Origin of the sequence: Bradyrhizobium sp. LLZ17 (assembly GCF_041200145.1) — a bacterium.
In the GTDB taxonomy this organism is placed as follows: domain Bacteria; phylum Pseudomonadota; class Alphaproteobacteria; order Rhizobiales; family Xanthobacteraceae; genus Bradyrhizobium.
In genome coordinates this window covers 124,227-147,993 of sequence record NZ_CP165734.1, presented here as the reverse complement: position 1 = coordinate 147,993, position 23,767 = coordinate 124,227, and the positions used below count along the sequence as shown (strand labels likewise).

The 23,767-nt window shown below is 64.0% G+C and carries 16 protein-coding genes and 6 pseudogenes; 10 read left to right on the top strand and 12 right to left on the bottom strand.

What is annotated here, in order from left to right; translation table 11 throughout:
• Positions 1–40: 40 nt before the first annotated feature.
• From AB8Z38_RS00670 to AB8Z38_RS00660, 3 genes and pseudogenes are all read right to left on the bottom strand, one after another.
• Positions 41–1,046: pseudogene (locus AB8Z38_RS00670) on the bottom strand (Gfo/Idh/MocA family oxidoreductase).
• 181 nt (positions 1,047–1,227) lie between these two features.
• Complete coding sequence (locus tag AB8Z38_RS00665) at positions 1,228–2,640, bottom strand: mannose-1-phosphate guanylyltransferase/mannose-6-phosphate isomerase (protein WP_369722601.1); 1,413 nt, start codon at positions 2,638–2,640, stop codon at positions 1,228–1,230.
• 7 nt (positions 2,641–2,647) lie between these two features.
• Positions 2,648–3,641: pseudogene (locus AB8Z38_RS00660) on the bottom strand (SDR family NAD(P)-dependent oxidoreductase).
• A gap of 203 nt (positions 3,642–3,844) precedes the next feature.
• On the opposite strand from AB8Z38_RS00660, the gene AB8Z38_RS00655 reads away from it, so the two are divergent.
• The gene (locus AB8Z38_RS00655) at positions 3,845–4,804 is read left to right on the top strand and encodes a lysylphosphatidylglycerol synthase transmembrane domain-containing protein (protein WP_369722600.1); all 960 of its coding nucleotides are present in this window, start codon (positions 3,845–3,847) and stop codon (positions 4,802–4,804) included.
• Entirely contained in the window at positions 4,801–5,808 is a 1,008-nt protein-coding gene (locus AB8Z38_RS00650; RefSeq protein ID WP_369722599.1) for a glycosyltransferase family 4 protein, read from the top strand. Before AB8Z38_RS00655 ends, AB8Z38_RS00650 begins: the two co-directional genes overlap by 4 nt.
• Here AB8Z38_RS00650 and AB8Z38_RS00645 read toward each other — a convergent pair.
• From AB8Z38_RS00645 to rfaD, 6 genes and pseudogenes are all read right to left on the bottom strand, one after another.
• A complete protein-coding gene (locus AB8Z38_RS00645; RefSeq protein ID WP_369726712.1) occupies positions 5,796–6,743 on the bottom strand; it encodes an NAD-dependent epimerase/dehydratase family protein in 948 nt (315 codons plus the stop codon). The genes AB8Z38_RS00650 and AB8Z38_RS00645 overlap by 13 nt on opposite strands.
• A 195-nt stretch (positions 6,744–6,938) precedes the next feature.
• Positions 6,939–7,889, bottom strand: a pseudogene (locus AB8Z38_RS00640) (glycosyltransferase family 4 protein); the annotation flags it as partial.
• Positions 7,890–7,963: 74 nt separating this feature from the next.
• Positions 7,964–9,876, bottom strand: a pseudogene (locus tag AB8Z38_RS00635) (SDR family NAD(P)-dependent oxidoreductase).
• Between the two features lie 174 nt (positions 9,877–10,050).
• Entirely contained in the window at positions 10,051–11,337 is a 1,287-nt protein-coding gene (locus tag AB8Z38_RS00630; protein WP_369722597.1) for an O-antigen ligase family protein, read from the bottom strand.
• Positions 11,334–12,818 carry a D-glycero-beta-D-manno-heptose-7-phosphate kinase gene (gene rfaE1, locus AB8Z38_RS00625; protein ID WP_369726711.1) on the bottom strand — a complete coding sequence of 495 codons (1,485 nt, stop codon included), beginning with the start codon at positions 12,816–12,818 and terminating at the stop codon, positions 11,334–11,336. Before rfaE1 ends, AB8Z38_RS00630 begins: the two co-directional genes overlap by 4 nt.
• A 12-nt stretch (positions 12,819–12,830) precedes the next feature.
• On the bottom strand, positions 12,831–13,811 hold the full coding sequence (gene rfaD / locus AB8Z38_RS00620; protein ID WP_369722596.1) for an ADP-glyceromanno-heptose 6-epimerase: 981 nt from the start codon (positions 13,809–13,811) through the stop codon (positions 12,831–12,833).
• Between the two features lie 158 nt (positions 13,812–13,969).
• Here rfaD and waaF point away from each other — a divergent pair.
• From waaF to AB8Z38_RS00600, 4 genes and pseudogenes are all read left to right on the top strand, one after another.
• Positions 13,970–15,027 (top strand): annotated as a pseudogene (waaF, locus tag AB8Z38_RS00615) (lipopolysaccharide heptosyltransferase II).
• 149 nt (positions 15,028–15,176) lie between these two features.
• Positions 15,177–15,617 carry a winged helix-turn-helix transcriptional regulator gene (locus AB8Z38_RS00610; protein ID WP_369722595.1) on the top strand — a complete coding sequence of 147 codons (441 nt, stop codon included), beginning with the start codon at positions 15,177–15,179 and terminating at the stop codon, positions 15,615–15,617.
• 203 nt (positions 15,618–15,820) lie between these two features.
• Positions 15,821–16,813 carry an NADP-dependent oxidoreductase gene (locus tag AB8Z38_RS00605; RefSeq protein ID WP_369722594.1) on the top strand — a complete coding sequence of 331 codons (993 nt, stop codon included), beginning with the start codon at positions 15,821–15,823 and terminating at the stop codon, positions 16,811–16,813.
• 40 nt (positions 16,814–16,853) lie between these two features.
• Positions 16,854–17,657: an enoyl-CoA hydratase/isomerase family protein gene (locus AB8Z38_RS00600; protein WP_369722593.1), complete on the top strand. Its 804-nt coding sequence runs from the start codon at positions 16,854–16,856 to the stop codon at positions 17,655–17,657.
• A gap of 200 nt (positions 17,658–17,857) precedes the next feature.
• On the opposite strand, the gene AB8Z38_RS00595 is transcribed toward AB8Z38_RS00600, so the two are convergent.
• Positions 17,858–18,172, bottom strand: a complete 315-nt coding sequence (locus AB8Z38_RS00595; RefSeq protein ID WP_369722592.1) for a hypothetical protein — start codon at positions 18,170–18,172, stop codon at positions 17,858–17,860.
• A 220-nt stretch (positions 18,173–18,392) separates the two neighbouring features.
• Entirely contained in the window at positions 18,393–19,349 is a 957-nt protein-coding gene (locus AB8Z38_RS00590; RefSeq protein WP_369722590.1) for a cupin domain-containing protein, read from the bottom strand.
• 214 nt (positions 19,350–19,563) lie between these two features.
• On the opposite strand from AB8Z38_RS00590, the gene AB8Z38_RS00585 reads away from it, so the two are divergent.
• From AB8Z38_RS00585 to AB8Z38_RS00570, 4 genes and pseudogenes are all read left to right on the top strand, one after another.
• The gene (locus AB8Z38_RS00585) at positions 19,564–20,334 is read left to right on the top strand and encodes an alpha/beta fold hydrolase (protein ID WP_369722589.1); all 771 of its coding nucleotides are present in this window, start codon (positions 19,564–19,566) and stop codon (positions 20,332–20,334) included.
• A 192-nt stretch (positions 20,335–20,526) separates the two neighbouring features.
• A pseudogene (locus AB8Z38_RS00580) lies at positions 20,527–21,400 on the top strand (alpha/beta fold hydrolase).
• 125 nt (positions 21,401–21,525) lie between these two features.
• A complete protein-coding gene (locus AB8Z38_RS00575; protein WP_369722587.1) occupies positions 21,526–21,954 on the top strand; it encodes a DUF302 domain-containing protein in 429 nt (142 codons plus the stop codon).
• Positions 21,955–22,073: 119 nt separating this feature from the next.
• Positions 22,074–22,601, top strand: a complete 528-nt coding sequence (locus tag AB8Z38_RS00570; protein WP_369722586.1) for a hypothetical protein — start codon at positions 22,074–22,076, stop codon at positions 22,599–22,601.
• Between the two features lie 563 nt (positions 22,602–23,164).
• Here AB8Z38_RS00570 and AB8Z38_RS00565 read toward each other — a convergent pair.
• A complete protein-coding gene (locus tag AB8Z38_RS00565; protein WP_369722585.1) occupies positions 23,165–23,593 on the bottom strand; it encodes an ester cyclase in 429 nt (142 codons plus the stop codon).
• Positions 23,594–23,767 lie beyond the last annotated feature (174 nt).

The following is a 23,767-nucleotide window of genomic DNA, read 5'->3' as shown; positions in this document are numbered from 1 at the left end:
TTCTTGGCGCTTTCTTGAATGGTTGACATGGAAAGGGGTTTTAGCCGGCGACGCGGCGCGGGCCTGCGGGCCGCCGACGAATTGGCCGCGGGCCGCGCCGGTGTTTCGAGGCACTGCGTCGCGATCTCGAGGCTGGCGACACCCTCGTCGCCGGTCACCGCCGGGATCTCGCCATGGCGCACGGCCTTGAGGAACGCGATCAGCTCGGCGCGCAGCGGCTCGTCGTGGCCGACCGGCAGATGCCGCATCGAATAGCTGCCGTCCGGCTTGAAGCCGAAACATTCGGTGACCTGGCGCGTGAGAAGATCGCCCATGACGTATTTGCCGCGGGTCGCCACCGTGACGCTGCGCGCCTTGAACGGCGTCAGCCAGTTGGTGTTGATATGGGCGAGCACGCCGGAAGCCGTGCGGAACTGCAACAGCGCGATGTCCTCGCGCTCGGCCACCGCGCTCGACAATTGCGGCTGCACCTCGACGATGTCGGATTCGGTGAACCAGCGGATCAGGTCGATGTCGTGCACGGCGAGATCGATGACGACGCCGACATTGGACATGCGCGGCGGGAACGGACCCACGCGCGTGATCGCGATCGAGAGAATGTCCTCGCCCGCGATCGCCTGCTTGACCGCGGCGACCGCCGGATTGAAGCGCTCGACATGGCCGACCATCAACGTGACGCCGGCCTTTTGGGCGGCGGCGACGATCTCGCGGCCCTCGGCCACGGTGGAGGCGATCGGCTTCTCGACCAGCACGTGGATGTTCCTGGCGATGCAGGCGAGTGCGACCTCGTGATGCAGATGAGTTGGCGCCGCGATCGTGACGGCATCGACGCCTTCGGCGATGAGCTGGTCGAGCGTCTCAAAACCCCGGCAGTTGGCGAGCTCCGCGGTGCGCGCCAGATGCGCCGGCGACGGATCGACCACACCGACGAGACTGACGCCGGGAAGCCCCGCGAGCACGCGCGCGTGGTTGCTGCCCATCACGCCCGCGCCAATGACGCCGACGCGCAAGCCGGCTTTTGCCGGTGCAGACACTTTGGAACTCATCTGATCGAACCCCGATTCACCGCAAATCCCCGCGCCGCTTCTAGCACGGTCGCCACATTTGTGGCGAATGCCGGCCGAACCGACCGGACACGATTTGATTCAAAAAATTACACGTTCCCCGGGCCTTAGCGCCAAAAGGCAGCGCCTCCTGGCCAGGATCGCGTGATTCGGAGTTGGCTGGTTACGACCTTTGATAGTCGTCTTCAATCCGGATGATGTCGTCTTCCCCGAGATAGGAGCCGGTCTGGACCTCGATCAATTCCAGCATGATTTTACCGGGGTTCTCCATCCGATGCACCGCGCCCATCGGGATGTAGATCGACTCGTTCTCGTGCACCGTCTTGACGGTCTCGTTGACGGTGACACGGGCCGCGCCGCGGACCACGATCCAGTGCTCGGCGCGATGATGATGCTTCTGCAGCGACAGCCGCCCGCCCGGCTTGACTACGATGCGCTTGACCTGGTGGCGCTCGCCGTTGTCGACGGACTGATAGCTGCCCCAGGGCCGATGCACCTTGAGGTGCTCCTCGGTGACCTTCGGCGCGATTGTCTTGAGCCTGGTCACCAGCCGCTTCAGGCCGTTGGCATCCTTCTGGCGCGAGACCAGCACCGCATCGGCGGTCGCCACCACGATGAGATCGTCGACGCCTTCGAGCGCTACCAGCGCGGAATCGCTGGTGACGTTGCAGTTGCGCGGATCCTCGAACACCGCAGTGCCGTGCGCGGCGTTGCCGTGCCCGTCCTTGTCCGACAATTCCCACACCGCGTGCCAGGAGCCGACGTCGGACCAGCCGCAGGACACCGGCACCACTGCTGCGCGCGATGTCTTTTCCATCACCGCATAGTCGATCGAGATCGCCTTCGCCGCGCCAAACGCCTGCGGCTCCAGCGTCACGAAGCCGAGATCGCGGCCGGCATTGGTGACCGCATCGGAGATCGCCTGCACGCTCGCCGCATCCACTTTGCGATATTCATCGAGCAGCAGGGTCGCGGGAAACATGAAGTTGCCGCTGTTCCAGAGATAGCCCGAATTGACGTAGTCGGCGGCCTTCACCGCATCGGGCTTCTCGACGAAGCGCGCGACCGCGTGCACTTCGCCCGAGATCAATTCGCCCGGGCTGATATAGCCGTATTCGGTCGCCGGCCGCTCCGGCTTGACGCCGAAGGTGACGATGCGCTCGGCCTTGGCCGCAACAAGGCCTTCGCGGCAGGCGGCGACGAAGGCGGCATTGTCCTGCACCACGTGGTCGGCGGCGAGCGCGAGCACGATCGCGTCCTTGGCGCGGTTCTGCGCGAACACCGCGCCCGCGGCAATCGCCGGCCCGGAGTCACGCCGCATCGGCTCGAGGATCACGTCGGCCTCGATGCCGATCTCGGCCAGCTGCTCCAGCACCATGAAGCGATAGGCCGCATTGGTGATGACGATCGGACGATCGAATAGCGAGGGATCGGAGACGCGCGAGAGCGTGTCCTGAAAGGTCGAGCGCGTGCCGAACAGCGGCAGGAATTGCTTGGGGCGTACCTCGCGCGAAGCCGGCCACAGCCGCGTGCCGGCACCGCCGCACATGATCAGGGGGATGATGCGTTTGTCCATCGTCATTTCAAACCTTGAAATAGTCGCGATACCAGGTGACAAAATTATGAATCCCGTGCGCGATCGGCGTTGACGGTGCAAAGCCGGTGTCGCGCATCAGATCCTCGACATCCGCGAACGTTTCAGGACATCTCCCGGCTGCATCGGCAGCAATTCTTTGACCGCCGTCCGACCCAGCTCGTGTTCCAGAAGTCCGACGACTTGCATCAGCTCTTCCGGATGGTGATTACCGATATTATAGAGCTTAGACGGCGCATTTGCGGCAGCCGGGTCATCCGCGGGCACCAGATCAATCAGTTTGGATACCACGCGGGTGACGTCGCCAATATAGGTGAAGTCGCGACGCATTTTGCCATGGTTAAAGAGCGAGAGCCGGATCGGCTTGCCCGCGATGATGGCGTTCACGAACAGAAACATGGCCATGTCGGGCCGGCCCCACGGGCCGTAGATGGTAAAGAAGCGCAGCCCCGTGACCGGCAGCCGATACAGATGGCTGTAGGACTGCGCCATCACCTCGTTCGCCTTCTTGGTCGCAGCGTAGAAGCTGACCGGATGATCTGTGCGGTCCTGCACGGCAAATGGCAGCTTGGCGTTGGCGCCATAAACCGAGGACGACGAGGCGTAAACGAGATGACGGCAGCCGTTGTTGCGGCAGCCCTCGAGCACGTTGAGAAAGCCCTGGAGATTGGACTCGACGTAGGTCTGCGGCTGCTCGATCGAGTAGCGCACGCCGGCCTGCGCGGCGAGATGCACGACCTCTGAAAATCCATGCCGCGCGAACAGCGCCGCGATGGTCTCGCGATCGGCGAGATCGGCCTTGACGAACGAAAACCGGAATCGGCACGCAGCAGTTCCAGGCGGGCCTGTTTCAGCGCCGGATCGTAATAGCTGTTGAGATTATCGAGCCCGACGACGGCCCGGCCTTCGGCGAGCAGTTGCCGGGCGACGTGAAAGCCGATGAAGCCCGCGGCTCCCGTGACCAAAATCGCCTGATCCGTCATCCTGTTCCCAACAGCCGCCTCAGCCTGTACCGCCTGTTTACCCGCCGCATCGCGGGGGCCGCAATAGCTCCGCTGCAGTTCGCTTGGCTCCCCTTCACGACAGCTATTGCAAGATCGGCGCCAAAACCATACCAAAGCGGCCGAATTCGACGCCTCGCGTCGGGTTGCCTCAAATCTTCGCAAACCCTGTTCATGCGGGCGAGATGCGCCGGATCCTGTTGTCGACGGCCAAGATCCTGATTTCCGCGGCGCTGCTGTACCTGGCGTTGCGCAAGGTCGATCTGACCGAACTGTTTTCGCGCTTCACCGCGAACAGCCTGTTCTGGATTGCGATGGCGATCGCGGTCACATTCCTGCAAATCTTCGTCGGCGTGCTGCGCTGGCGCGAGATCAGCTCCGCATGCGGCGCGCCGCTCGAGCTCGGCCGCGCGATGCGCTACAACGTGATCGGCGCATTCTTCAACCAGACCCTGCCGTCGGCAATCGGCGGCGACGCGGTCCGGCTGTGGCTGGTTGCGCGCGCCGGCGCGGGATGGCGCGCGGCGACCTATTCGATCTTCGTCGACCGCGCGATCGGCCTGATCGCGCTCGCCATCATCATTGTCGCGAGCCTGCCCTGGAGTTACGCCCTCATCACCGATCCGAATGGGCGTTCGGCGCTGCTGCTCCTCGACCTTGCGGCGCTCGCGGGCGGCCTCGGCTTCCTGGTGTTCGGCGCGCTGAAATGGCCATGGCTGAAAACCTGGTGGGCGACCCATCACCTCCACGCCTGCGCGGTGATCGCGAACCGTGTGATCTTCAACGCCCAGCGCGGACCGATCATCGCGATCCTGTCGCTGGCCATTCACGTGCTGGCCGTCGTCATCGCCTGGTGCGTGGTGCAGTCTATCGCCGCTCCAGTCAGCTTCGGCCAGGTCTTCCTGCTGGTGCCGCCGGTCATGCTGATCACCCTGATGCCGATCTCGATCGCCGGCTGGGGCGTGCGTGAGGCCACCATGGGCCTGGCCTTCGGCTTCGCGGGACTCGCCGCCACCGAAGGCGTCAACGTCTCGCTGCTGTTCGGCGCGGTCTTCTTCATCGTCGGCGCGTTCGGCGGCCTGGTCTGGATCCTCAGCGCGGAGAAAGCCGCGCAAGGATCGGCCCCGCTCGGGGTGCCGGAGTGAGCACCCTCGCCGTCGTGCCGTCGCTGCTTGCCCTTGCGATCGCCGCGCTGATTTCGGCGCTCATCACCTGGACCAGCCGCCCCCTGCTCCAGCGCTACGCGCTGGCGCGGCCCAACGCGCGATCCTCGCATCGCATTCCGACCCCGCAAGGCGCGGGCATCGCGGTGATCTCGGCGACTCTGCTGGTCGCATCGGCCTGGGGTAGTTTCGCAGATGTTGCGATCCCGCCGGCACTGGTGGGCGCGACGGTCGCGATCGCGCTGGTCGGATTTGCCGACGACATCAAGTCGCTTCCGGTGCTGGTGCGGCTCGTGCTGCAAGCCGCAGCGGTCGGCACCGTCGTGTTCACCGCGCCAGAGACCGCGCGCATCGTGCCGGCATTGCCGCTTGCGCTGGAGCGCGGCGTGATCCTGCTCGCCGGAATATGGTTCGTGAACCTCGTGAACTTCATGGACGGGCTCGACCTGATGACGGTGGCCGAAGTGGTGCCGGTCACGGCGGCGCTGCTGCTGCTGGGATGGCTCGGCGAATTGTCCCGGCCGGCCGCGCTGGTCGCCGCGGCGCTGTGCGGCGCCATGCTCGGCTTTGCGCCTTTCAACAAGCCGGCCGCAAAGGTTTTCCTGGGCGATGTCGGCAGCCTGCCGATCGGGCTTCTGCTCGGCTGGTGCCTGCTCGAGCTTGCCTGGCATCGGCAGCCGGCGGCGGCGCTGCTGCTGCCAGCCTACTACCTCGTCGATTCCACCGTCACGCTGGTCCGTCGCATCGCAAGGCGCGAACCATTCTGGTCAGCGCACCGTTCGCATTTCTACCAGCGCGCCACCGACAACGGCTTCACGGTCCCCCGCGTGATCGGCGCGGTGTTCGCGCTCAATGTCGTGCTCGCGGGCCTTGCCATTGCCACCGTACGCGCCGGCTCATTGGCGATCACGCTGGTTGCGCTGCTGGCAGGCGCGTTTGCGATCGGCTACGTGCTGATGCGATTCTCCCGCCCTCAGGCGTCCTGAGCCGACAGAGCGAGCCGCAAGCCCTCATCGAGGGAGACCTGCGGCTGCCATCCGGTTGCGAGAGCCTTGGAAACGTTGAGCTCGAGCGAACCGATCAGGCTGTCATGCATCTCCTGCCGGCCGATCGCGCAGAGAAGCCGGCTCAACAGCTCCGGCGACACGCCGAACAGCCGCGAGCTCCTACCGGATGCCTTGGCGAGACGCTCAATGAATTCGGGGGTCGAGACCTGCTCTCCGTCGGCCACCAGAAATATCTCGAAATTGCTCGTGGAATCGGGGTGGGAGAGCCGGCGCAGCATGAAGGACGAGAGATTCTGCACGGCCAGGAAGGCGCGGTGGTTGCGGATTGCGGCGAAGGGCAGCGGCAGTCCAAGGTCCACCGCGCGCGTCAGCAGCGCAAAATTGCCTCTGGCGCCCGCGCCGTAGACCAGCGGCGGCCTGATCACCGAGATCTTCATGTCGCTGTCGCGCGCGAGCGTCCGCAGTCCGGCCTCGGCTGCGGCCTTGGACATGCCGTAGAGACCGCGCGGCGTGAGGATGTCGTCCTCGCTGAACGGGGCGCGGCCCTCATTGCTGCGGCCATGCACGAGAACCGTGCTGATGAAGATGAACTGGCGCGCGCCGGCCGCGGCGGCGCCGCGCGCCAAATGCAGCGTGCCGGCGATGTTGACGTTGCGATAGAGCTGGACCGCATGCTCCTCGTACTTGTGATGCACGCGCGCGGCGAGATGGACCACGGCATCGACGCCGTCGAGCGCGGCCTGCCAATCGGTGTCGGGGCCGATCGTCTCGATCACGACCTCGTCGGCGAGGCCTTCCGGGTTGCGGACCGCGCGGCGGACCGACCATCCCGCACGCATCAGCGCAGGCACAACGTGACGGCCGAGAAAGCCGCTCGCTCCCGTCACCAGCACGACCGGCTTGTTCTCGCTCATCGTTGCTCCCTGAGGTCCGGGTTGCGCAGCAGTTCGTCTGCCAGCGCGGCATAGGCGTTCATCGCGACGGCGCGATCGAACTTCGATGCCGCCTTCACGGCACGCTCCGCAATGCCGGTGTTGTCGGAACAGGGACGCGGCACGGATGGCCTCGGCGAGCTGATCGGCGCGGCCCGGCGTCACGACCCAACCCAGCCGGTTCTCCACGACCGTCAAGGCAGCTTCGGCCTGCGGCTCGGAGACCAGCACGACCGGACGCCCGACCGCCAGCAGATTATAGAAACGGCTCGGCACCGACACCCCCGCGACGTCTTTCCGGTACGGAATGATCCAGAGATTGGCCGCAGCCAGAAACCGCTCGAGCTCGGAATCCTCGACCCGCGCCACGAAGGAAACGTTGGGCAGGCTCAAAGCCGCCTGCAACTGCTTCAGCCGCTCGAAGCCGATGCCCCAGCCGGAGAGCAGGAAGTGAATATCCGGCTCGTCCTTGAGCAAGCGCGCCGCCTCGAACACGATCCCCGGATCATGGGTGAAGCCGAGATTGCCCGACAGGCCGACAATGAAGCGGGCCGCGAGCGACTTGCGGAACGGATTGTCCGGCGTCACCGGCCGCGGCGCCGGCACGAGCGTCGCCCAGTTCGGGATGAAGCGGATCTTGTTCCGGGTCATGCCGGAATAGCTCAGCAGCGGCCGCTCGGCATCGCGGCCGATCGTGATGACGGCGTTGAGGGCGCGGAACATCAGGCCGTTGGCGGCGCGCATCGTCCTCGCCACGATCGAACCGGGCTTCAGCAGCCCGGCCATCACCAGCACGTCCGGAAAAAGATCGTGCATGATCAGCGCCGAGCGCGCGCCCCTGAGCCTTGCCGCCGCCGCCACCGCGTAAGGCAGCATGAACGGCGCGGTGACGGTGAGCGCGACGTCACCTCGCCGAAGCTCCCGCATCAGCGCAAAGAAGGTGCGCAGCACGAACAGCAGTTCGGACAGACCGCGTTGCACCAGTGCCGCCTTCTCCGCCATCCGGTTCCTGACAGCAACGACGCGCGGCTTGCCCGGACCGGTCTGCGAAACCGGCAGCGTGCCGGGTGAGCCCGACAGCACGACCACGTCGTGGTCGGCAGCGAGGCGGCAGGCGATCTCGGCCATGATCGCCGCGGTCGTGCTCGGATCCGGCGGGTAATGCTGGCTCGCGACCACGATCTTGCCTCGAGACTGCATGATCAGGCCGCGGTCGACCCGAATTCAGGGACCGCATCCTTCAGGATGGTCCTGATGGTCGCCCGATCGTCCCGTGCGATCGCCTGCTCGAGCGCCGTGATCCATTTGCGCAGGGTCTGCATCGGCGGCTCGTTCGGCTGCGCGGCCATGATGCCGGCAACGCCGATCTCGCGGGTGGGCTCCTCGGACGCGAACAGGATCTCATGCAGGCGCTCACCCGGCCGCATGCCGGTGAACACGATCTCGATGTCGTAGCCGGGCTGCAGGCCGGAGAGGCGGATCATGCGCTCGGCGAGATCGACGATCTTCACCGGCTGGCCCATATTGAGCACGTAGACCGAGACGTCCGGACGCTGTGTACCGAGCGCGTGCGTTGCCGCCGTGATGACGAGATCGCAGGCCTCGCGGATGGTCATGAAGTAGCGGACCATGTCGGGATGCGTCACCGTCACCGGGCCGCCGGCGTCGATCTGGGCCTTGAATTTCGGCACCACCGAGCCGTTCGAGGCCAGCACATTGCCGAACCGGACCGAGATCAGCCGCATCGGCGGCTTGGCGCCGCCGTGACCCGCCGCAAGATCATGGTCGAGCGCCTGGCAGTACATCTCGGCGAAGCGCTTGGTCAGGCCGAGCATCGACACCGGCTCGATCGCCTTGTCGGTGGAGATCATCACCATGGCTTCGGCGCCGGCATTGTGCGCGGCATCGGCCACGTTGATCGAACCGAAGATGTTGGTCTTGACGCCCTCGCTCCAGTCGCGCTCCAGGATCGGCACATGCTTGAGGGCGGCGGCATGGAACACGATATCCGGTTTGAACTCGGCCATCAGGCGCATGATGCGCTCGCGATCGCGGATGTCGGCGATCCGGCCTTCGATCGCGGCAGCCGCGCCATGCGCCGCGAGCGCCTCGGTGACCGCGTACAGCGCCGGCTCGGAATTTTCCACGATCAGGAGGCGCGCGGCGCCGAAGGCGACGACACGCTCGCAGATCTCGGAGCCGATCGAGCCGCCGCCGCCGGTGACGATCACCGCCTTGCCCTTGATCAGCGCTTCGAGGCGCGCATAGTCGATGATCTCGCTCGGGCGCAGCAGCAGGTCCTCGACCGCCACGGCCGTCAGCCGCGGCGTATCGCCGCTCTCGAGCGAGGGCATGCGATTGACGATCACCCCGAGCTTGCGCGCCCGCATCAGGATCGATTCGGATGAGCCTCCGGCTCGAACGCCGACGGTGTCATCACGATGCGTGCGATCGCCTTGTTGCGCTTGGCGAAGTCGGCGATGACGTCCTCGATGTCGTCGATGCCGCCCAGCACCGGCACGTTGCGGATCGACTGGCCGCGATCGGAGTGCGACGGCGACAGCACGCCGACCGGCCAGATGCGCTTGATCGCGCCGCTTTCGATGCCGCGCAGCAGCACCTCGGCGTCCGCGGCACGGCCAATCAGCAGCGTCGGCGCGGCATCCGTGGTCCTGGCACGGCGTCGCACCCGCGTATAGCGGAAGTAGCGATAGGTCATGCGCAAGGCGCTGAGAAAGGAGATTTCAAGGAACCAGTAGAGAACGATCGTGACCTTGCCGAGAAAGAAGGCGCCGCGAACGTTGGGGGCGACGAAGATGTAGTCGAGCGCGAGGAGCGCAACCGTCAGCACGCTTGCGACGCGGATGATGTTCAGCGCGTCCGGCAGCGAGATGAAGCGCCATTTCGTCGTGGTCAGGTTGAAGATGAAGAACACGACCACGCTGAAGGCGAGGAAGTAGGGCAGGATCTGCAGCAGCAGCGGCAAGCGGTCGTAGAAGCCCTCACCGCCCTCGAAACGCAGATAAAACGCTACGAACAGCGCCGCCGTGGTCGCCAGCAGGTCGTGGAGCGCGATCAGATAATTGCGCGAGGTAAGATGCGAAAGACGCCTCATCCGCCGACCGATGAATATCCCGTGAGTTGCAACCTGACCGCGCTGATAACCCATCTCGACGGGAGTTGCCAGCACAAGACTTGCCATCACAAGACTTGCTCGAAAAAGACTTGCCAGCAAGAGACTTGCCAGCAACAGACTTGCCAACAACAGACTTGCCAGCCGCGCGGCCGTTCAGGAACCTGCTTCCCCCAGCTTCGTCTCGGCCAGTTGAGCCCGGATCACCATGCCGCCGGCGACGCCGACGCCGAGGACGTACATCCAGCCCTCGTGGAAGTCGAACAGATGGGAGTTGAACAGCGAGGTGAAGATGTTCTGCGCCACGACCAGCAGACCGACCCAGTTGGCAAGTCCATCGCCGCGAAACAGCCGAAGGTGCAGAATCCAGATCGCATAGAGGACGACGACGCCGATGATGCCCCATTGCACGGCAACGTTCAGCGTCTGGTTATGCGGGTTGCCGATCACCTCGGCGGAGGCCAGGTACTGACCGCCGGGGGTTGCGACGCGCTCGAACAATCCGCGCGTCGAGCCGGTGCCGTGCCCCATGATCGGCGCCTCCGCGAAGAAGCCGAGGGACTTTCGCCAGAATTCCAGCCGCAAGCCGGCCGAGGTCGGCTCGCCCCTTTCCTTGTAGCGGGTGTAGTCGCTCACGAACGTGTCGGCGGTCTTGCGCAGCTGCGGCGAGGCCTGCCAGGCGACAGCGGCGCCCGCAAGCAGAGCGACGGAGATGATCGCGATACTGCGCCATCTCAGGTGCAGCAGCGCGAACACGCCGAACAGGATCGGGATGGTAACGAGCGCGGTGCGCGACACCACCACGAAAGCCATGTTGACGAAGAAGCTGAGTGCCAGCGCCGTGAGCAAACCGGCGATCCAGTAGCGCTTCTGGCGCAGCAGCATCACGATCGGATAGGCCAGCGCGACCGCGCACAGGGTGAACTCCTGGCTTTGGTCGATGTAGTTCTTGACGAAGATGCCGCGTTCGGCGGGATCGGTCTTGAGCGCGAGGTTGGGGTAAAAGGCGACCAGCCACGACATCACCGACAACAGTGCGCAGGACGCCAGGAAGGCGACGAACACCCAATGCCCGCGCCGCGACCGCGTGAAGTGAAACAGCAGAGCCGGAAGCATCAGCAGCTTGACGGTGGGATTGACCGCGTAAAAGCGCGCGCCCCAGGCCGCGTCCGACCACAATGTCCCCACCAGCGCGAGCAGGACCAGCGCGATCGGCGCGGCGCAGATCGAACGTTTGAGTGATTGCAGGAACTCGCGAACGTCGAGGAACGGCACCATGCAGAGCAGCATGAGCGCGTTGAATATGCCCGCAAGCGAGGTTGACCAGGGCAGCGACGCCGCGGTCAGGATCGCGAACAGGTCGACCGTCTCGCCCCAGGCCGCCGGACTGCGCAGACGCTGCCACAGCATCTGACCGGTGGTCTCGCGGGCCAGCATCGTCACTTGCCATCTCCCCGCGCGCGATGAACCAGCGCCGTCGTGCTGAAGCCCTGGAGAATGTCGACCAGCACGACGCTGCCGCCTGCGGCCTCGACGACCTCGTAGCCGACCACCTGCTCGCGGGTGTAGTCGCCGCCCTTGACCAGCGCACTCGGCTTGATCCGGGTGATCAGTTCGATCGGCGTGTCCTCCTCGAAGATGACGACGAGATCGACCGCTTCGAGCGCCGCCAGCACTTCGGCCCGCGCGCGCTCGTCCTGGACCGGACGGTCCGCGCCTTTCAGGCGCCGCACCGAAGCGTCGCTGTTGAGCCCCACGATCAGGCGATCGCAAGCGGCGCGCGCCGCGGTCAACACCTTGACATGGCCGGGATGCAGGATGTCGAAACAGCCATTGGTGAAGCCGACCCGCAAGCCCAGCCTGCGCCATTCCGCAAGCTGCGCATCGAGTGCTCCGGCCTCGAGCACGATCTTCTCCTCGGCCGCGAGATAGGCGTGCGGCAAGATCTTCCGCCGCAGCTCGGCAGCGCTCACGCTCGCCGTGCCCTGCTTGCCGACCGCAACGGCGGCTGCCGCATTTGCGATCCGCAACGCGGTGTCCCAGTGCGCGCCCGCCGCGAGCGAGACCGCGAGCGCGGCGGCGACAGTGTCGCCGGCGCCGGACACGTCGCGCACCTTGACCGGAAAGGCGGGAACGTGGACGGCCTCGCCGTTGCGCGGCACCAGCGTCATGCCGTGCTCGCCGTGGGTGACGAGGATCGCCTCGCAATCGGCAAGCCGCATCACGTCTTCCGAGGCAGCGACGATACTCTGCCCCGTGTCGGCGCGGCTGCGGGTGGCTTCCGAAAATTCCTTGCGGTTGGGCGTGAGCAGCGTGGCGCCGCGATAGATTGCCCAGTTCAGGCTCTTGGGATCGACGATCACGGGCTTGCCGAGTTTTCGCGCGGCGTCGATGGTGTGGCGGATCACGCGCGCGGTCAGCACACCCTTGGCATAGTCGGACAGCAGCACGACGTCGGCGCGCGCGATCTGCGGCAGGATCGTCTCGATCAGCCTGGTCTCGACGGCATCGGAAGCAGGCGCCGCCTGCTCCCAGTCCGCGCGCAGCATGTGCGTGGAAAAATGCTCGGAGACGAAGCGCACTTTTCGCGTGGTCGGCCGCGACGGATCGCAGACCAGCAGGTTTTCGATGTCGGCCTGGTCGGCAAGCGCGGCCGCGAGCCGCCTGCCCGGCTCATCGTCGCCGACGAGGCCGACAAAGACGCAGCGCGCGCCGAGGGAGGCGATATTGCGCGCGACATTCCCCGCACCGCCGATATGGATTTCGCTGCGCTGGGCGCTGATCACCGGCGTCGGCGCTTCCGGTGAAATCCGCGACACGTCGCCATACACGAACTCGTCCAGCATGATGTCGCCGATGCACAGCACCGTGCGGCGCGTGAAGTCTTGCGCGAGTGCATCGAAATCGAGAATGGGCGTCGGCATCATCAAAGGGCCTCAGCGGAAGCGATCGGGCCGGTCGAGATAATCCCCGACATAGGCCTTCACCGCATCCTCCAGCGTCGTGAAGCCGCCATTATAGCCGGCGCGGTGGAGACGATCGACCTTGCTCTGGGTAAAGTACTGATAGCTGCCGCGGATCTGTTCGGGCATGTCGATGTAGTCGATGTTGGGCCTGGTGCCGAGCGCCGCATAGGCGGCCAGCATCAGGTCCCTGAAGCTGCGGGCCTTGCCGGTGCCGACATTGAAGATGCCGGAGACCGATGGCGTTGCCAGCAGCCACATGATCACGCGCACGACGTCGTCGACATAGATGAAATCGCGGCGCTGATCGCCGTCGGCGATGCCTTCGCAGTGCGACTTGAACAATTGCACGACACGGCCCGCCTTGACGTCGTCGAAGCGGCGCGCCAGCACGCTCATCATCGCGCCCTTGTGGTACTCGTTCGGGCCGAACACGTTGAAGAATTTCAAGCCAGCCCATTGCGGCGGCAGCTTGTCGCCGTTCGCGACGCGCTCGGCAACAGTAAGATCGAACAGATACTTGCTCCATCCGTAGAGGTTCATCGGCCGCAGTTGCTTCAGCGCAGGCAGCGAAGAATCGTCGTCGAAGCCTTCCGTCCCGTCGCCATAGGTCGCCGCCGACGAAGCGTAGATCAGCGGCACAGCATTGGCGGTGCACCAATCCAGCAGGCGCATCGAGAGGCGGAAATTGGTCTCGATGACGAGATCGCCGTCGGTGGCTGTGGTCTCGGAAATCGCGCCGAGATGGATGACCGCATCGAGCTTGCGGCCCTTGAGCCAGTCGAGCAACTCAGCCGGCGGAACGATATCCACAAGCTGTCGCTTGGCGAGATTGCGCCACTTGCCGTCGGTACCGAGGCGATCGCAGACCACGACGTCGCTGCGGCCGGCGTCGTTCAACGCGGCCACGACATTCGATCCGATAAAACCGGCCCCGCCGGTCACCAGCAACATTCCAGCATCCCTGCCCGAGTTTTAAGGTCCGGTTCTGCCCTAGCGCATGATCTGCCAAAGTGTAAGCGGTTTTGGGATCGGCGCTGCCGCCGCTTTACCCGGCGCCCCGGAGCAGCTAACCGAACCGCCACATCAGAGCACCCGTGGTCTCCCTAAGAATGAACAAAGATCTGCAATTCGGCGGAAATGAGGACCCGAGCGACACGCGCCCGATCCTGATCGTCCCCTATATGTGGATCGGCGATTTCGTCCGGAATCACACCGTCGTGCGGGTCCTGAAGGAGCGATGGCCGAATCGGCCGGTCGATCTCCTGACCACCTCGCTATGTGCCCCGCTGGTCGATTATATGCCCGGCGTGCGCGAGGGCATCCTCTGGGACCTGCCGCGCAGCCAGCTTGCCGTAGGCCGCCAGTTCGGGCTGGCAAAGCTCCTGCGCGCGCGGAACTACGGTACCGCCCTGGTGCTGCCCCGGACCTGGAAGGCGGCCATCGCGCCGGCGCTGGCCGGCATCCCCGAGCGGGTCGGCTTCGTCGGTGAGTTCCGGTTCGGCCTGCTCAACCGCTGGCGCTGGGGGGAGAAGAAGCTTCCCCGCTTCATCGACAAGAACGCCGCGCTGGCCCAGCCCGACGGCGCGCCGCTGCCGCCGGAATGGCCGGTGCCGCAATTGCGGGTCCCGTCCGAGGACATCGCCCGCTGGCGGCAGGCCAACGGCTTGAGTGCGGGCGCCGCCGTGGCGCTCGCCCCCGGCTCGGTCGGCGTCTCGAAGCGCTGGACCTCCTATCCGGAGGCCGCCCGGCTGCTGGTCGAGCGCGGGCTGGAGGTCTGGGTGGTCGGCGGCCCCGCGGAAAAGGGCCTCGCCCAGGATATCGTCGCGGCAGGCGGCCCGGGTGTCCGCGACCTCACCGGCACCGACCTGCGCAACGGCGTGCTGGCCATGGCCGCGGCCGGCGCCGCCATCTCCAACGATTCCGGCCTGATGCATATCGCAGCCGCATTGGGGACGCCCACCATGGGCATTTTCGGCCCGACCAGCCCCTATCTCTGGGCCCCCTCAACGGCCTCGCCGCCACTGTCGTGCAGGACAAGAGCGTGCTCGCCTGCCAACCCTGCCAGAGCACGATCTGCAAGATGAACGACCACCGCTGCATGCGGGATATCGCGGCAAGCGAGGTGGTGGCGATTGCGGAGCGGGTGTTGAGGGAGGCTGGGGCCTAGGTGGGGCACCCTCTCCGTGGGAGAGACGACGGCAGGAGTTTGTGGCAACCTTGTCGGTTGTCGCATGGGACTTTAATTCCTGCCCAGGCGACACCGGCGAAGGAGATCAGTCCATGCAGCGGAAAAGTTGGGCCTCGTACGAGTGCCCCATGGCCCGCTCCGTTGACGTCATCGGCGACTGGGGCAGTTTGATGATCCTGCGCCAGGCCTTTGGCGGCACGACCCGATTTGACGATTTCCAGAAGGAGCTGGAGATGTCGCGGAACCTGCTGACCGCCCGACTGAAGAAACTCGTCGCCTCTGGCATTCTCGAACGCCGGCCCATCGCCGAGGAAGCGCGGCGGCACGAGTATGTTCTGACCGAAATGGGCGAGGATCTCTTTGCGACCATCATCGCACTGCGCCAATGGGGTGACCGATGGCTGTTCCGGCCCGATCCGCCCCCGATTCAAATGCTTGACGGCGTCGACGGCAGCGAACTGGACCCGATAAAGGTCCGCTCCTCCCTTGGGCGCGAGATCACGCTTGCCGATCTTCGCTTGCGCCGGCGCGCCGCGGGTAAGCCGAAGGCCCGGGCCGGCAACCTCTGAGCTTTTCGGTTCTGAGTGAATCAGAACCTAAGCTCTAAAGTCTTGTTTTGGCGCGTGTTCTTCACGCGAATCGGCATTCACTTCGCTCGAAAACGCTCTCATTCACGCCGGCGCCCCGACGGGGCTTGCCAACGTTCATTCAAGCGCATAAAAGTTCAATAATGAGACTAATTGGTCGGACGACCTAGCGCGAGGAGAATGAAATGCGGGCAGCGTACATCACGGGCTATGGCGACAATTCCGTGGTCGGCTACGGGGAGGTCATCGATCCTGTCCCGGGCGCCGACGAGGCGTTGATCGAGGTCCGGGCCGCCGGTGCGAATCCCGTCGAGATCGCCATGCGGCAGGGTCTGTTCCATGCCGCCTTTCCATTCACCTTTCCGCAGGTGTTGGGCTACGACGTCGCCGGCGTTGTTGTCTCCGCGCCCTCGGGCGGGGCGTTCAAGGCAGGTGCCGAGGTTTACGCCCGCCTGCCCAACCGGCGTCCCGGCGCCTATGCCGACCGCGCAGCCGTTCCACTCAGTCTCCTGGCGCACAAGCCGCGCACCCTTTCCTTCGAGGAGGCGGCGAGCCTGCCGACGGTCGCCTTGACCACCTGGCAGGCATTTGTGGAGCGCGCGCAGCTCAAGGCCGGCGAAAGGATCTTGATCCAGGCAGGCGCGGGCGGCGTCGGCGCCTTCGCCATCCAGCTCGCGAAGCACCTGGGGGCCTACGTCGTTGCGACGGGCGGACCGGACAGCCAGGCGTTCATGGCTGGGCTCGGAGCGGACCGCACGATCGACTACACGACCGAAAGCTTCGAGGCTGCCGGCCCATTCGACGTCGTCTACGACGGTGTGTGCGGTCCGCTGATCGAGCGTGGCATCGACACCCTGCGCGAGGGCGGCCGCTATGTCGGCCTGGTGCGCACCGCCGATGCCCAGAGCTATCGCGAAATCGGCTTCCCGCCTCCGGTGGCCGAGCAAGCTTCGGCGGCCATTCGACCGTTCATCGCGCGCGCCGCCGCCCGCAAGGCGGAGTTCCATGGCCCCCTCACCCGGCCGGACGGCGCTCAACTGGCGGAGATCGCGGCCCTGATCGACACCGGCGCCATCCGCGCCTCCGTGAGCGCGACCTATGGCTTCGATCAGCTCGCTGCCGCCTACGAGATTCTAGCCGGCGGACATACGCGCGGGAAGCTCGTCATCGTCCCCTGACGCAAGGCTCACTCAACAAGTCCATGGAACGGAGGCAACCATGAGCGACATCCCCACCAGGATCAGCATCGACAAGTCCACGCCGGGCTATTGGCGCGTGACCTTCAACAACCCGCCGATCAACGCGATCGATGATCGCACCTACGACGAGTTCTACGATTTGGTGGAGGAGATCGACGCGGACGATGCGCTGAAGGTCGTGACCTTCGAGAGCGCCAACCCGGACTTCTTCATCGCTCACTACAGCACGGCCGAGCCCCGCAGCCGGTTCGGCGCGCCACGCTGGATCGAACCGGCCACCAAGCTGGCTCATAGCAACGTCCTCAGCGTTGCGGTGATCCGCGGCCGGGCGCGCGGCGGTGGGAGCGAGTTCACCCTGGCCTGCGACATGCGCTTCGCCAGCAAGGAAAAGGCGATCTTTGGCCAGCCTGAGGTCGGATGCGGCCTCATCCCAGGCGGCGGGGCGCTTCAACGCCTGCCGATCCTGGTGGGCCGCTCGCGCGCGATGGAGATCATCCTCGGGAGCGACGATTTCGATGCCGAGACCGCCGAACGATACGGCTGGATCAACCGCGCCATCCCCGAAGCCCACCTCGATGAGTTCGTCGCGAATTTCGTGGGGCGCATCCTGTCGTTCGACAAACAGGCGCTGAGCACCTGCAAAGCGACCATCAACCAGCACGGCCTGCCGGACCCCGCTCAGCTGCAGGCGACGCAGGACACCTTCTTCACCACGTTCCGCTGGCCAGGCGCAGCCGAGCGCATGCCGAAGCTGCGCGCGCGAGGCATAGGAAGCGCCGGCGACTTTGAGCTGAACCTCGGCCGCGAAGTCGGTAATCTTTAGGCGACATGGCGACCCTCCCGCAGCCACTCGGGGCTCCGTATTGATCCCTCGTGTCCTGGGGCGCGTACTCATAAATCGGTGTGATATCCGCTTTGCTTTGACACCGACCGCACCCGCGCGCCAGGACAAATTGCCCTTGCGAGCGGGGTTGCGGGACCATCCGCAAGCCTGCGTTGGGTCACTCGTGTTGCGGGACCTCACTAGAAATTCCCGCAAGACGAGCCAAGCCCGCCAAGGATGTCGTGGCAGGTGTCACCAATTTCGGGATCAATCCAGGTCTGTGGGTGGGTGGAGCGCCTGTACCGCCAACCCCGGCCGAGCATACATTTCTTATAGGCGGCTGAAGTTGCGGCGCCGTCCAGCACCACTCCGAAGCGCTGATCGCAATATTGTGCATCGGCATGGAGGGCATCATCCCCGCGCCACTGTTTTTGGGTGTTCGCATACTCTGAGTCGGCTTGGGCACCGACTAAAGCGCTCATCAACAATATCGCCGCAAGAACGAGACGCTTCATCGGAAATTCTCCACTGAATATCGATGGTCACAAATCTCAGTTGCGTCCGACGACTGCATTGGTTCACCAATGATCGATTACAAATTGGAAATGAAGCCTGGTCGCACGTCTCACGGGTGAGTTTGACGAGGTTGGATCGCGGGCCAGGCTCGGTGAAGTCGCCGCGCATCTCCAGATTGAACCCGACAGCGACCGAACCGGAAAAGACGCCGAAGGTCGGCTATGCTTGTACTGCCGAACTGTTCGGTTGCGGGCGACTTCCATCAAGTCGTCGAGCGGCCCGGTATCGGCCGGGCGACAGTCCGTGATGCCGGTGAAACAGCTTTGAAAAGGCCGCCGCTGTCTCGTAACCAACCCGGCTGGCGATGCGTGCGATGGGCTCGTCGCTGGTTTCCAGCAGGAACGCCGCCTCCGCCATCCGGCGTTCGATCACATAACGTTGCATGGGCTGGCCGACGAGCCTGCTGAAGCGCGCCGAAAATGCCGAGCGGCCGAGCCCGACGCGACGGCCAAGATCGCTCAGCGTCCAAAGCTGCTCCGGACTTTTGTGAATCAGCTTCAGCGCCGGTCCGATATGGGGGTCAGAAATGGCCCCGATCCAGCCGCCTTGTCCGGGACTGAGAGACGCGATCCAGCTTCGGAGCACCTCGACAAACAGCACTTCCGTCAGTCGTGAAAGCGCGACGCCTTGGCCAGGACGCTCGAGCGCGGACTCGCTCATCATGCGGCGCAGGATGGCTTCGAGCCAACCACGGTCCGAGGTCGGCTTCAGCAAGAGCACGGGTGGAAGCAACTCCAGCACGCTGCCAAACATCGGCCGCGACACCGTAAAATTGCCGCAGAGCATGGTCGAGAGCGGTTTTGCACCGTTGCCGTGGCGAAGGAAGCCGAGGCGTGGCGACGACCGTTCGATATCCACGATGCGCAAAGGCTCGGCCCGGCGATCCGAATAAAACACATGGGGCTCGCCACGTGTGATCACGACAAAATCGCCCCCGGTGATCTGGATTTCCTCTCCCTGTTCGAGCGCGAGGGTCGCTGAACCCTGGCTGAGATAGTGAAACAGGGCGTAGGGGCGCGCCGGCAATTCAAGATGCCAGGGATGGCCGAGCTCGAAATGAAAGAGCAGCGTCCCGCCGAGACGAACCCGATCGAGCACCTGGGTGAGTATATCCATCCACCGAGACTAGAGCAGTGGACGATCGGACACAAGATCCGGACGATTGGTCCCTATCGTCCGAGAGGTCCGCGGAATAGGTCATGCCACGGCGGGCCGACGTGACGTGCGGCAACCATTTCGCCAACGGCAGATGGAAGAACCGCGACCTTGCTGGAAACGCCTGTCCATTTCCCCGGACCGTGTTCGTCCGACATACCAACAGGAACAATCAATGCGAAATATCCTCCTCTCCGCCGCCACCGTACTGCTGGCCGGCACGACATTGGCCGGCTCCGTCCACTCCGCCGAACTGCCCAAGGGGGCAGCCCACAATATCGTGCTCGTGCACGGCGCTTTCGTTGACCAGACGAGCTGGCAGCCCGTTGCCGATATTCTTACGAAAAAAGGCTACCACGTCACGCTCGTCGAAAATCCGCTCACTTCGCTCGCCGCAGACGTTGATGCCACCAAGCAGGCGCTCGCGAATCAGGACGGCAGGACCGTTCTGGTCGGCCACTCATGGGGTGGGATCGTCATCACGCAAGCAGGGGACGATCCCAAGGTTTCGGCGCTGGTTTATGTCTCCGCGTTCGCGCCCGACGTCGGAGAGTCTCTGGCGTCGCTGTCCAAAGCCGGCCCGCCGACCGAAGGCGGCAACGCTATTCATCCCGACGACAAGGGCAACCTCTACATCGACCCGAAGGTGTTTCCTTCCGCGGTGGCGGCCGACCTTCCCCCGGAGATCGCCGCGCATCTGGCCACCTCGCAACTTCCGCTGAACCACGTTGCATTCGAAGCCCCTGTCGACATTGCGGCCTGGCATCACAAGCCGAATTTCTACGTCATCAGCACGAAGGACAAAGTCCTCGCGCCCGAGGCCCAGAAGTCGTTCGCAGCCAGGATCCATGCTCAGACGACGGAAGTCACCGGCAGCCATGCCTCGCTCGTCGTCCATGCGAAGCAAGTCGCTGAGGTCATCGAAAAGGCGGCGCTCGCGAGGTGACTGTACCGCTCCCGGCGCTTTCGCGCCGGGAGCGCGCACGCTCGCTCAGAGGAATGCAGAACGCCTCAGACCGCGATGGCGCAAACCTGGCAAAGGCGCAGAAGCGCCAGTGGCATCCTAGAGGAATGCCTCGCTCGCCGCGCTCGCGGGTCACCCGCTCGATCATTTCATGCCAAGCATTCGGAGTACGATATGACTCAACTCGACATCGCGAACCAGGACGGTCCCACACTCGAAACGGCACGAACCCGTTACATCGAAGGCCACGGAATCCGCTTCGCCTATCGCCGTCTCGGCCCCGCGACCGGAACTCCGCTGGTTCTCCTGCAGCACTTTTCGGGCAACATCGATGCGTGGGATCCCGCCGTCGTCAACGCTCTCGCCACCGATCGCCCTGTAATCGCATTCGACAACGCCGGGGTCGGTCGCTCGACCGGCCAAACGCCTGACAATATCGCAGCGATGGCGAGATGCAGTAGCCTTCATCAACCTACTCGGCGCTTCTGAAGTCGACCTGCTGGGCTTTTCTCTCGGCGGCTGCGTTGCCCAAGAGATTGCCGCCGAGCACGAACGGCTTGTCCGCAAGCTCATACTCGTCGGTACCGCGCCGAAAGGCGGAGAGGAACACCTGTTAGCGGTTCTGCAGCAGGCGTTCTCTCAAACCGATGCGCCGGACCCCCGCCTGCCGCTTTTCTTCACGAATTCGTCCGCCAGCCGGTTGTCCGGCCTGGCATTCCTGAAGCGGACGAAGGTGCGTAAGGACGATCGGGACACCGATAACGGCAGCGCAGTGACCGATCCGCAAGCTAGAGCGCTGATCACCTGGTGCGCCACGCCGGATCCCGGGCACGCCATTCTTCGCGCCATCCGCCAGCCGGCTCTTGTGGTCAGCGGCAGCCACGACACCATGCTGCCCGCGAGCAATGCCTACGCGATGTCTAGGGAACTAAGCAACGCTCAACTGGTCCTCTATCCCGATTCAGGGCACGGCGCCCTGTTTCAGCACCACGAGATCTTCGTCAGCCACGTCCGGACTTTCCTGGACGCTCGGCCCTCGGTTGCGTGATCCCCGATACTTCTGATGCGATCGAGCCACTTCAATCATGAGCGTTGGGACGGAAGATAAGATGACAATCCAAAATAGAAGTTGAGCGCTTCAGCCTCACGAGTTCAAAACCTTTCGACGCTGTCGTGGCTGCGCTCAAGTCGGCGGTCGGTCAGCCTGACATTGCCGAATTTTTTAGGGCGACGAGGGCAGCAAAATCCTTCCCGGATTTTGAGCGCATTGTCCAAAGCGGCGTGGGCCGCACCGACCTTATGCTCTTCGCGGAGTTCGACTTGGGCGACATCTTGCGTCGCGAAACGGGATCCAAGACGCCTAAGATCATACGGCTTGTGGTCGGCAATCCGCTTATCATGAAAGAAATGGTCAGGCACGTGCCCGATGCTGGATCTTACGCGCCAGTCACGGTCCTCATTGATGAGCGTCCCGATAGCGTTCACGTCTCTTATGACAAAATGGAGAGTTACCTGCTGCATTACGGCAGTTCGGAAGCCCTCGCCGTCGCCCGAACTCTCGATGCGAAAATCGTAACTCTGCTACGCGAATGTACAAGTTAACGTCCTGAAGCCGTGCTCGGCCGATGGAAGTGAGTGTCTCATCTCCATCGCGCAAAGTGACTGGCATCGTTGTGATCTGAACCAGACCCATAGCCACCGACCTGGAAGCGAATTCCCGCATGTACAAGACACTTCTTACCACTCTCACCGCCATGGCGCTTTCCACGGGCACTATCGGGGCTGCTTCCGCTGTCAAGGAGGAGCCGCTCGATTCTACGACCCTTGGTACCATCAAGTCGGAGTTCGGCAGGCTGATGGAATTTGCCAACAAGCACGATTTCAAGGCTCTGCATGAGATGTTCTGGCAATCGCCCTCGACCTTATTGGTGGCTAAGAGCGCGATCCAGTCCGAGGGCAACTGGGCCGGTTATTGGGGCAACGAGGCGATTGATCAAAAGCTGCATGATATCGGCGGCTCCGGTCCGGTCGTGCTCGAGCCCGATTATTCGAAGCTCAAGGTTGTCGGCCTGACGCGCGACGTCGCCGAGTCCTACGTGCCGATGAACATCACGGTCTCTTATGCGGGGCAGGATGGAACAGCCAAGCCGTTTCTTATGATCATCAATTGGCTTCGCGTCGGGAAGGACTGGAAGGTCGCTTCCGAAATCATTCTGCCGGTGCCGCCCGTACCCGCCGTGAAGGGTTAGGCGCGAGGCCACCACACCTAGTTCGCCGGCGCGGGATGCTTGCCTCGGCCAAGAGCAAGGAGCGCCAAAGGCGCCAAAGGACCAACGACGGCAGCTATCCAGAACCAAGCTCGGGGTGACCTGTCGCGGACATGCGCCATATGGGTTGCAAGCGGTATCGAAGCCAAGGAAACGACGACAAATGTCCACGTCCACATTGGACGATCTCCGGTTGTCACAATTCACTATAACACGGAACCAGCACGACAGACCGCGCCTCCGCAAATAAGTGAGGCCGCCAGGTTGGGCGGCCTCTTTCATTCTACAGGCCCTTGGCGAAATTCGATCTACACCCAGGATTGCCAGTGCCAAGCTCGACGACATTGATGCGCAGGCTTGGTGGCCGACGTGCCCGCCCGCTTGCCGGACCACCCCGCAAAGCGTATTCACGAACTTCTGCCTTGGAACTGGCGTCCTCAGAACGTCGCTCACGCTGCCTGAGCACAGCCAGCCATTCGCCCAAACCCCGGGGCGTTGACGGGATCGTACACTGAATGTTGAGAATGGCGGACAGCAGCCCTCGGTTAGCTGAGAGGTTCGCCTCGAATCTGCTTTCCGAAGGCAAGGTCGTCGTTGAGGCACCATTGCTCCACAACGCGTCCTTCCTTGATTCGGAAGATCGACAATTCATCGACCTCAACACGACGACAGCTGGCGGGCATGCCCGCGAACGCACCGAGATGAGTGCCCGTAGAGTGATATCGAACGGCCACTCTGTCTTCATCTATGACAATGTCGTCAATGTGCTCGCGCCAGTCCGGAAAGCCGGAACGGAGCCGCTCGATTGCCTGTCGGATACCGTCGTGTCCGTCACGGGATGGGGCCGGCCCCCAACCCTTCGGCATGTGGGCGACGAAGCTTTCGGCATACACCTCGTGGATCGACCGGGTATCGCCCGTGCTCCAGATGTCGTGCAAGCGCTCGATCAGCACAAGCTTCTCCTGCCTTGTCATTGTCAGGCTCCCTTTTGATGGCGCCGAGCTTACACCGGCCGCAGAGAATCCGACAAAACCGCAACTGTCGTCATCTGTGTCCCGCCAATTTGTAACCTGCCATTTGGCGGGCTCACATCTTTGCGCGCGAGACCTCACGCCAAGGGGCCTTCACCGTATGGTACCGAAATCCTG

Bases quoted from the DNA above. Each gene is read 5' to 3' on its own strand.
- AB8Z38_RS00665 (WP_369722601.1), bottom strand. From the start codon at position 2,640: ATGGACAAACGCATCATCCCCCTGATCATGTGCGGCGGTGCCGGCACG.
- AB8Z38_RS00655 (WP_369722600.1), top strand. From the start codon at position 3,845: ATGCGCCGGATCCTGTTGTCGACGGCCAAGATCCTGATTTCCGCGGCG.
- AB8Z38_RS00645 (WP_369726712.1), bottom strand. From the start codon at position 6,743: ATGAGCGAGAACAAGCCGGTCGTGCTGGTGACGGGAGCGAGCGGCTTT.
- rfaE1 (WP_369726711.1), bottom strand. From the start codon at position 12,818: ATGCCGACGCCCATTCTCGATTTCGATGCACTCGCGCAAGACTTCACG.
- rfaD (WP_369722596.1), bottom strand. From the start codon at position 13,811: ATGTTGCTGGTGACCGGCGGGGCCGGTTTTATCGGATCGAATGTCGTG.
- AB8Z38_RS00610 (WP_369722595.1), top strand. From the start codon at position 15,177: ATGGCCCGCTCCGTTGACGTCATCGGCGACTGGGGCAGTTTGATGATC.
- AB8Z38_RS00605 (WP_369722594.1), top strand. From the start codon at position 15,821: ATGCGGGCAGCGTACATCACGGGCTATGGCGACAATTCCGTGGTCGGC.
- AB8Z38_RS00600 (WP_369722593.1), top strand. From the start codon at position 16,854: ATGAGCGACATCCCCACCAGGATCAGCATCGACAAGTCCACGCCGGGC.
- AB8Z38_RS00595 (WP_369722592.1), bottom strand. From the start codon at position 18,172: ATGAAGCGTCTCGTTCTTGCGGCGATATTGTTGATGAGCGCTTTAGTC.
- AB8Z38_RS00590 (WP_369722590.1), bottom strand. From the start codon at position 19,349: ATGGATATACTCACCCAGGTGCTCGATCGGGTTCGTCTCGGCGGGACG.
- AB8Z38_RS00585 (WP_369722589.1), top strand. From the start codon at position 19,564: ATGCGAAATATCCTCCTCTCCGCCGCCACCGTACTGCTGGCCGGCACG.
- AB8Z38_RS00570 (WP_369722586.1), top strand. From the start codon at position 22,074: ATGTACAAGACACTTCTTACCACTCTCACCGCCATGGCGCTTTCCACG.
- AB8Z38_RS00565 (WP_369722585.1), bottom strand. From the start codon at position 23,593: ATGACAAGGCAGGAGAAGCTTGTGCTGATCGAGCGCTTGCACGACATC.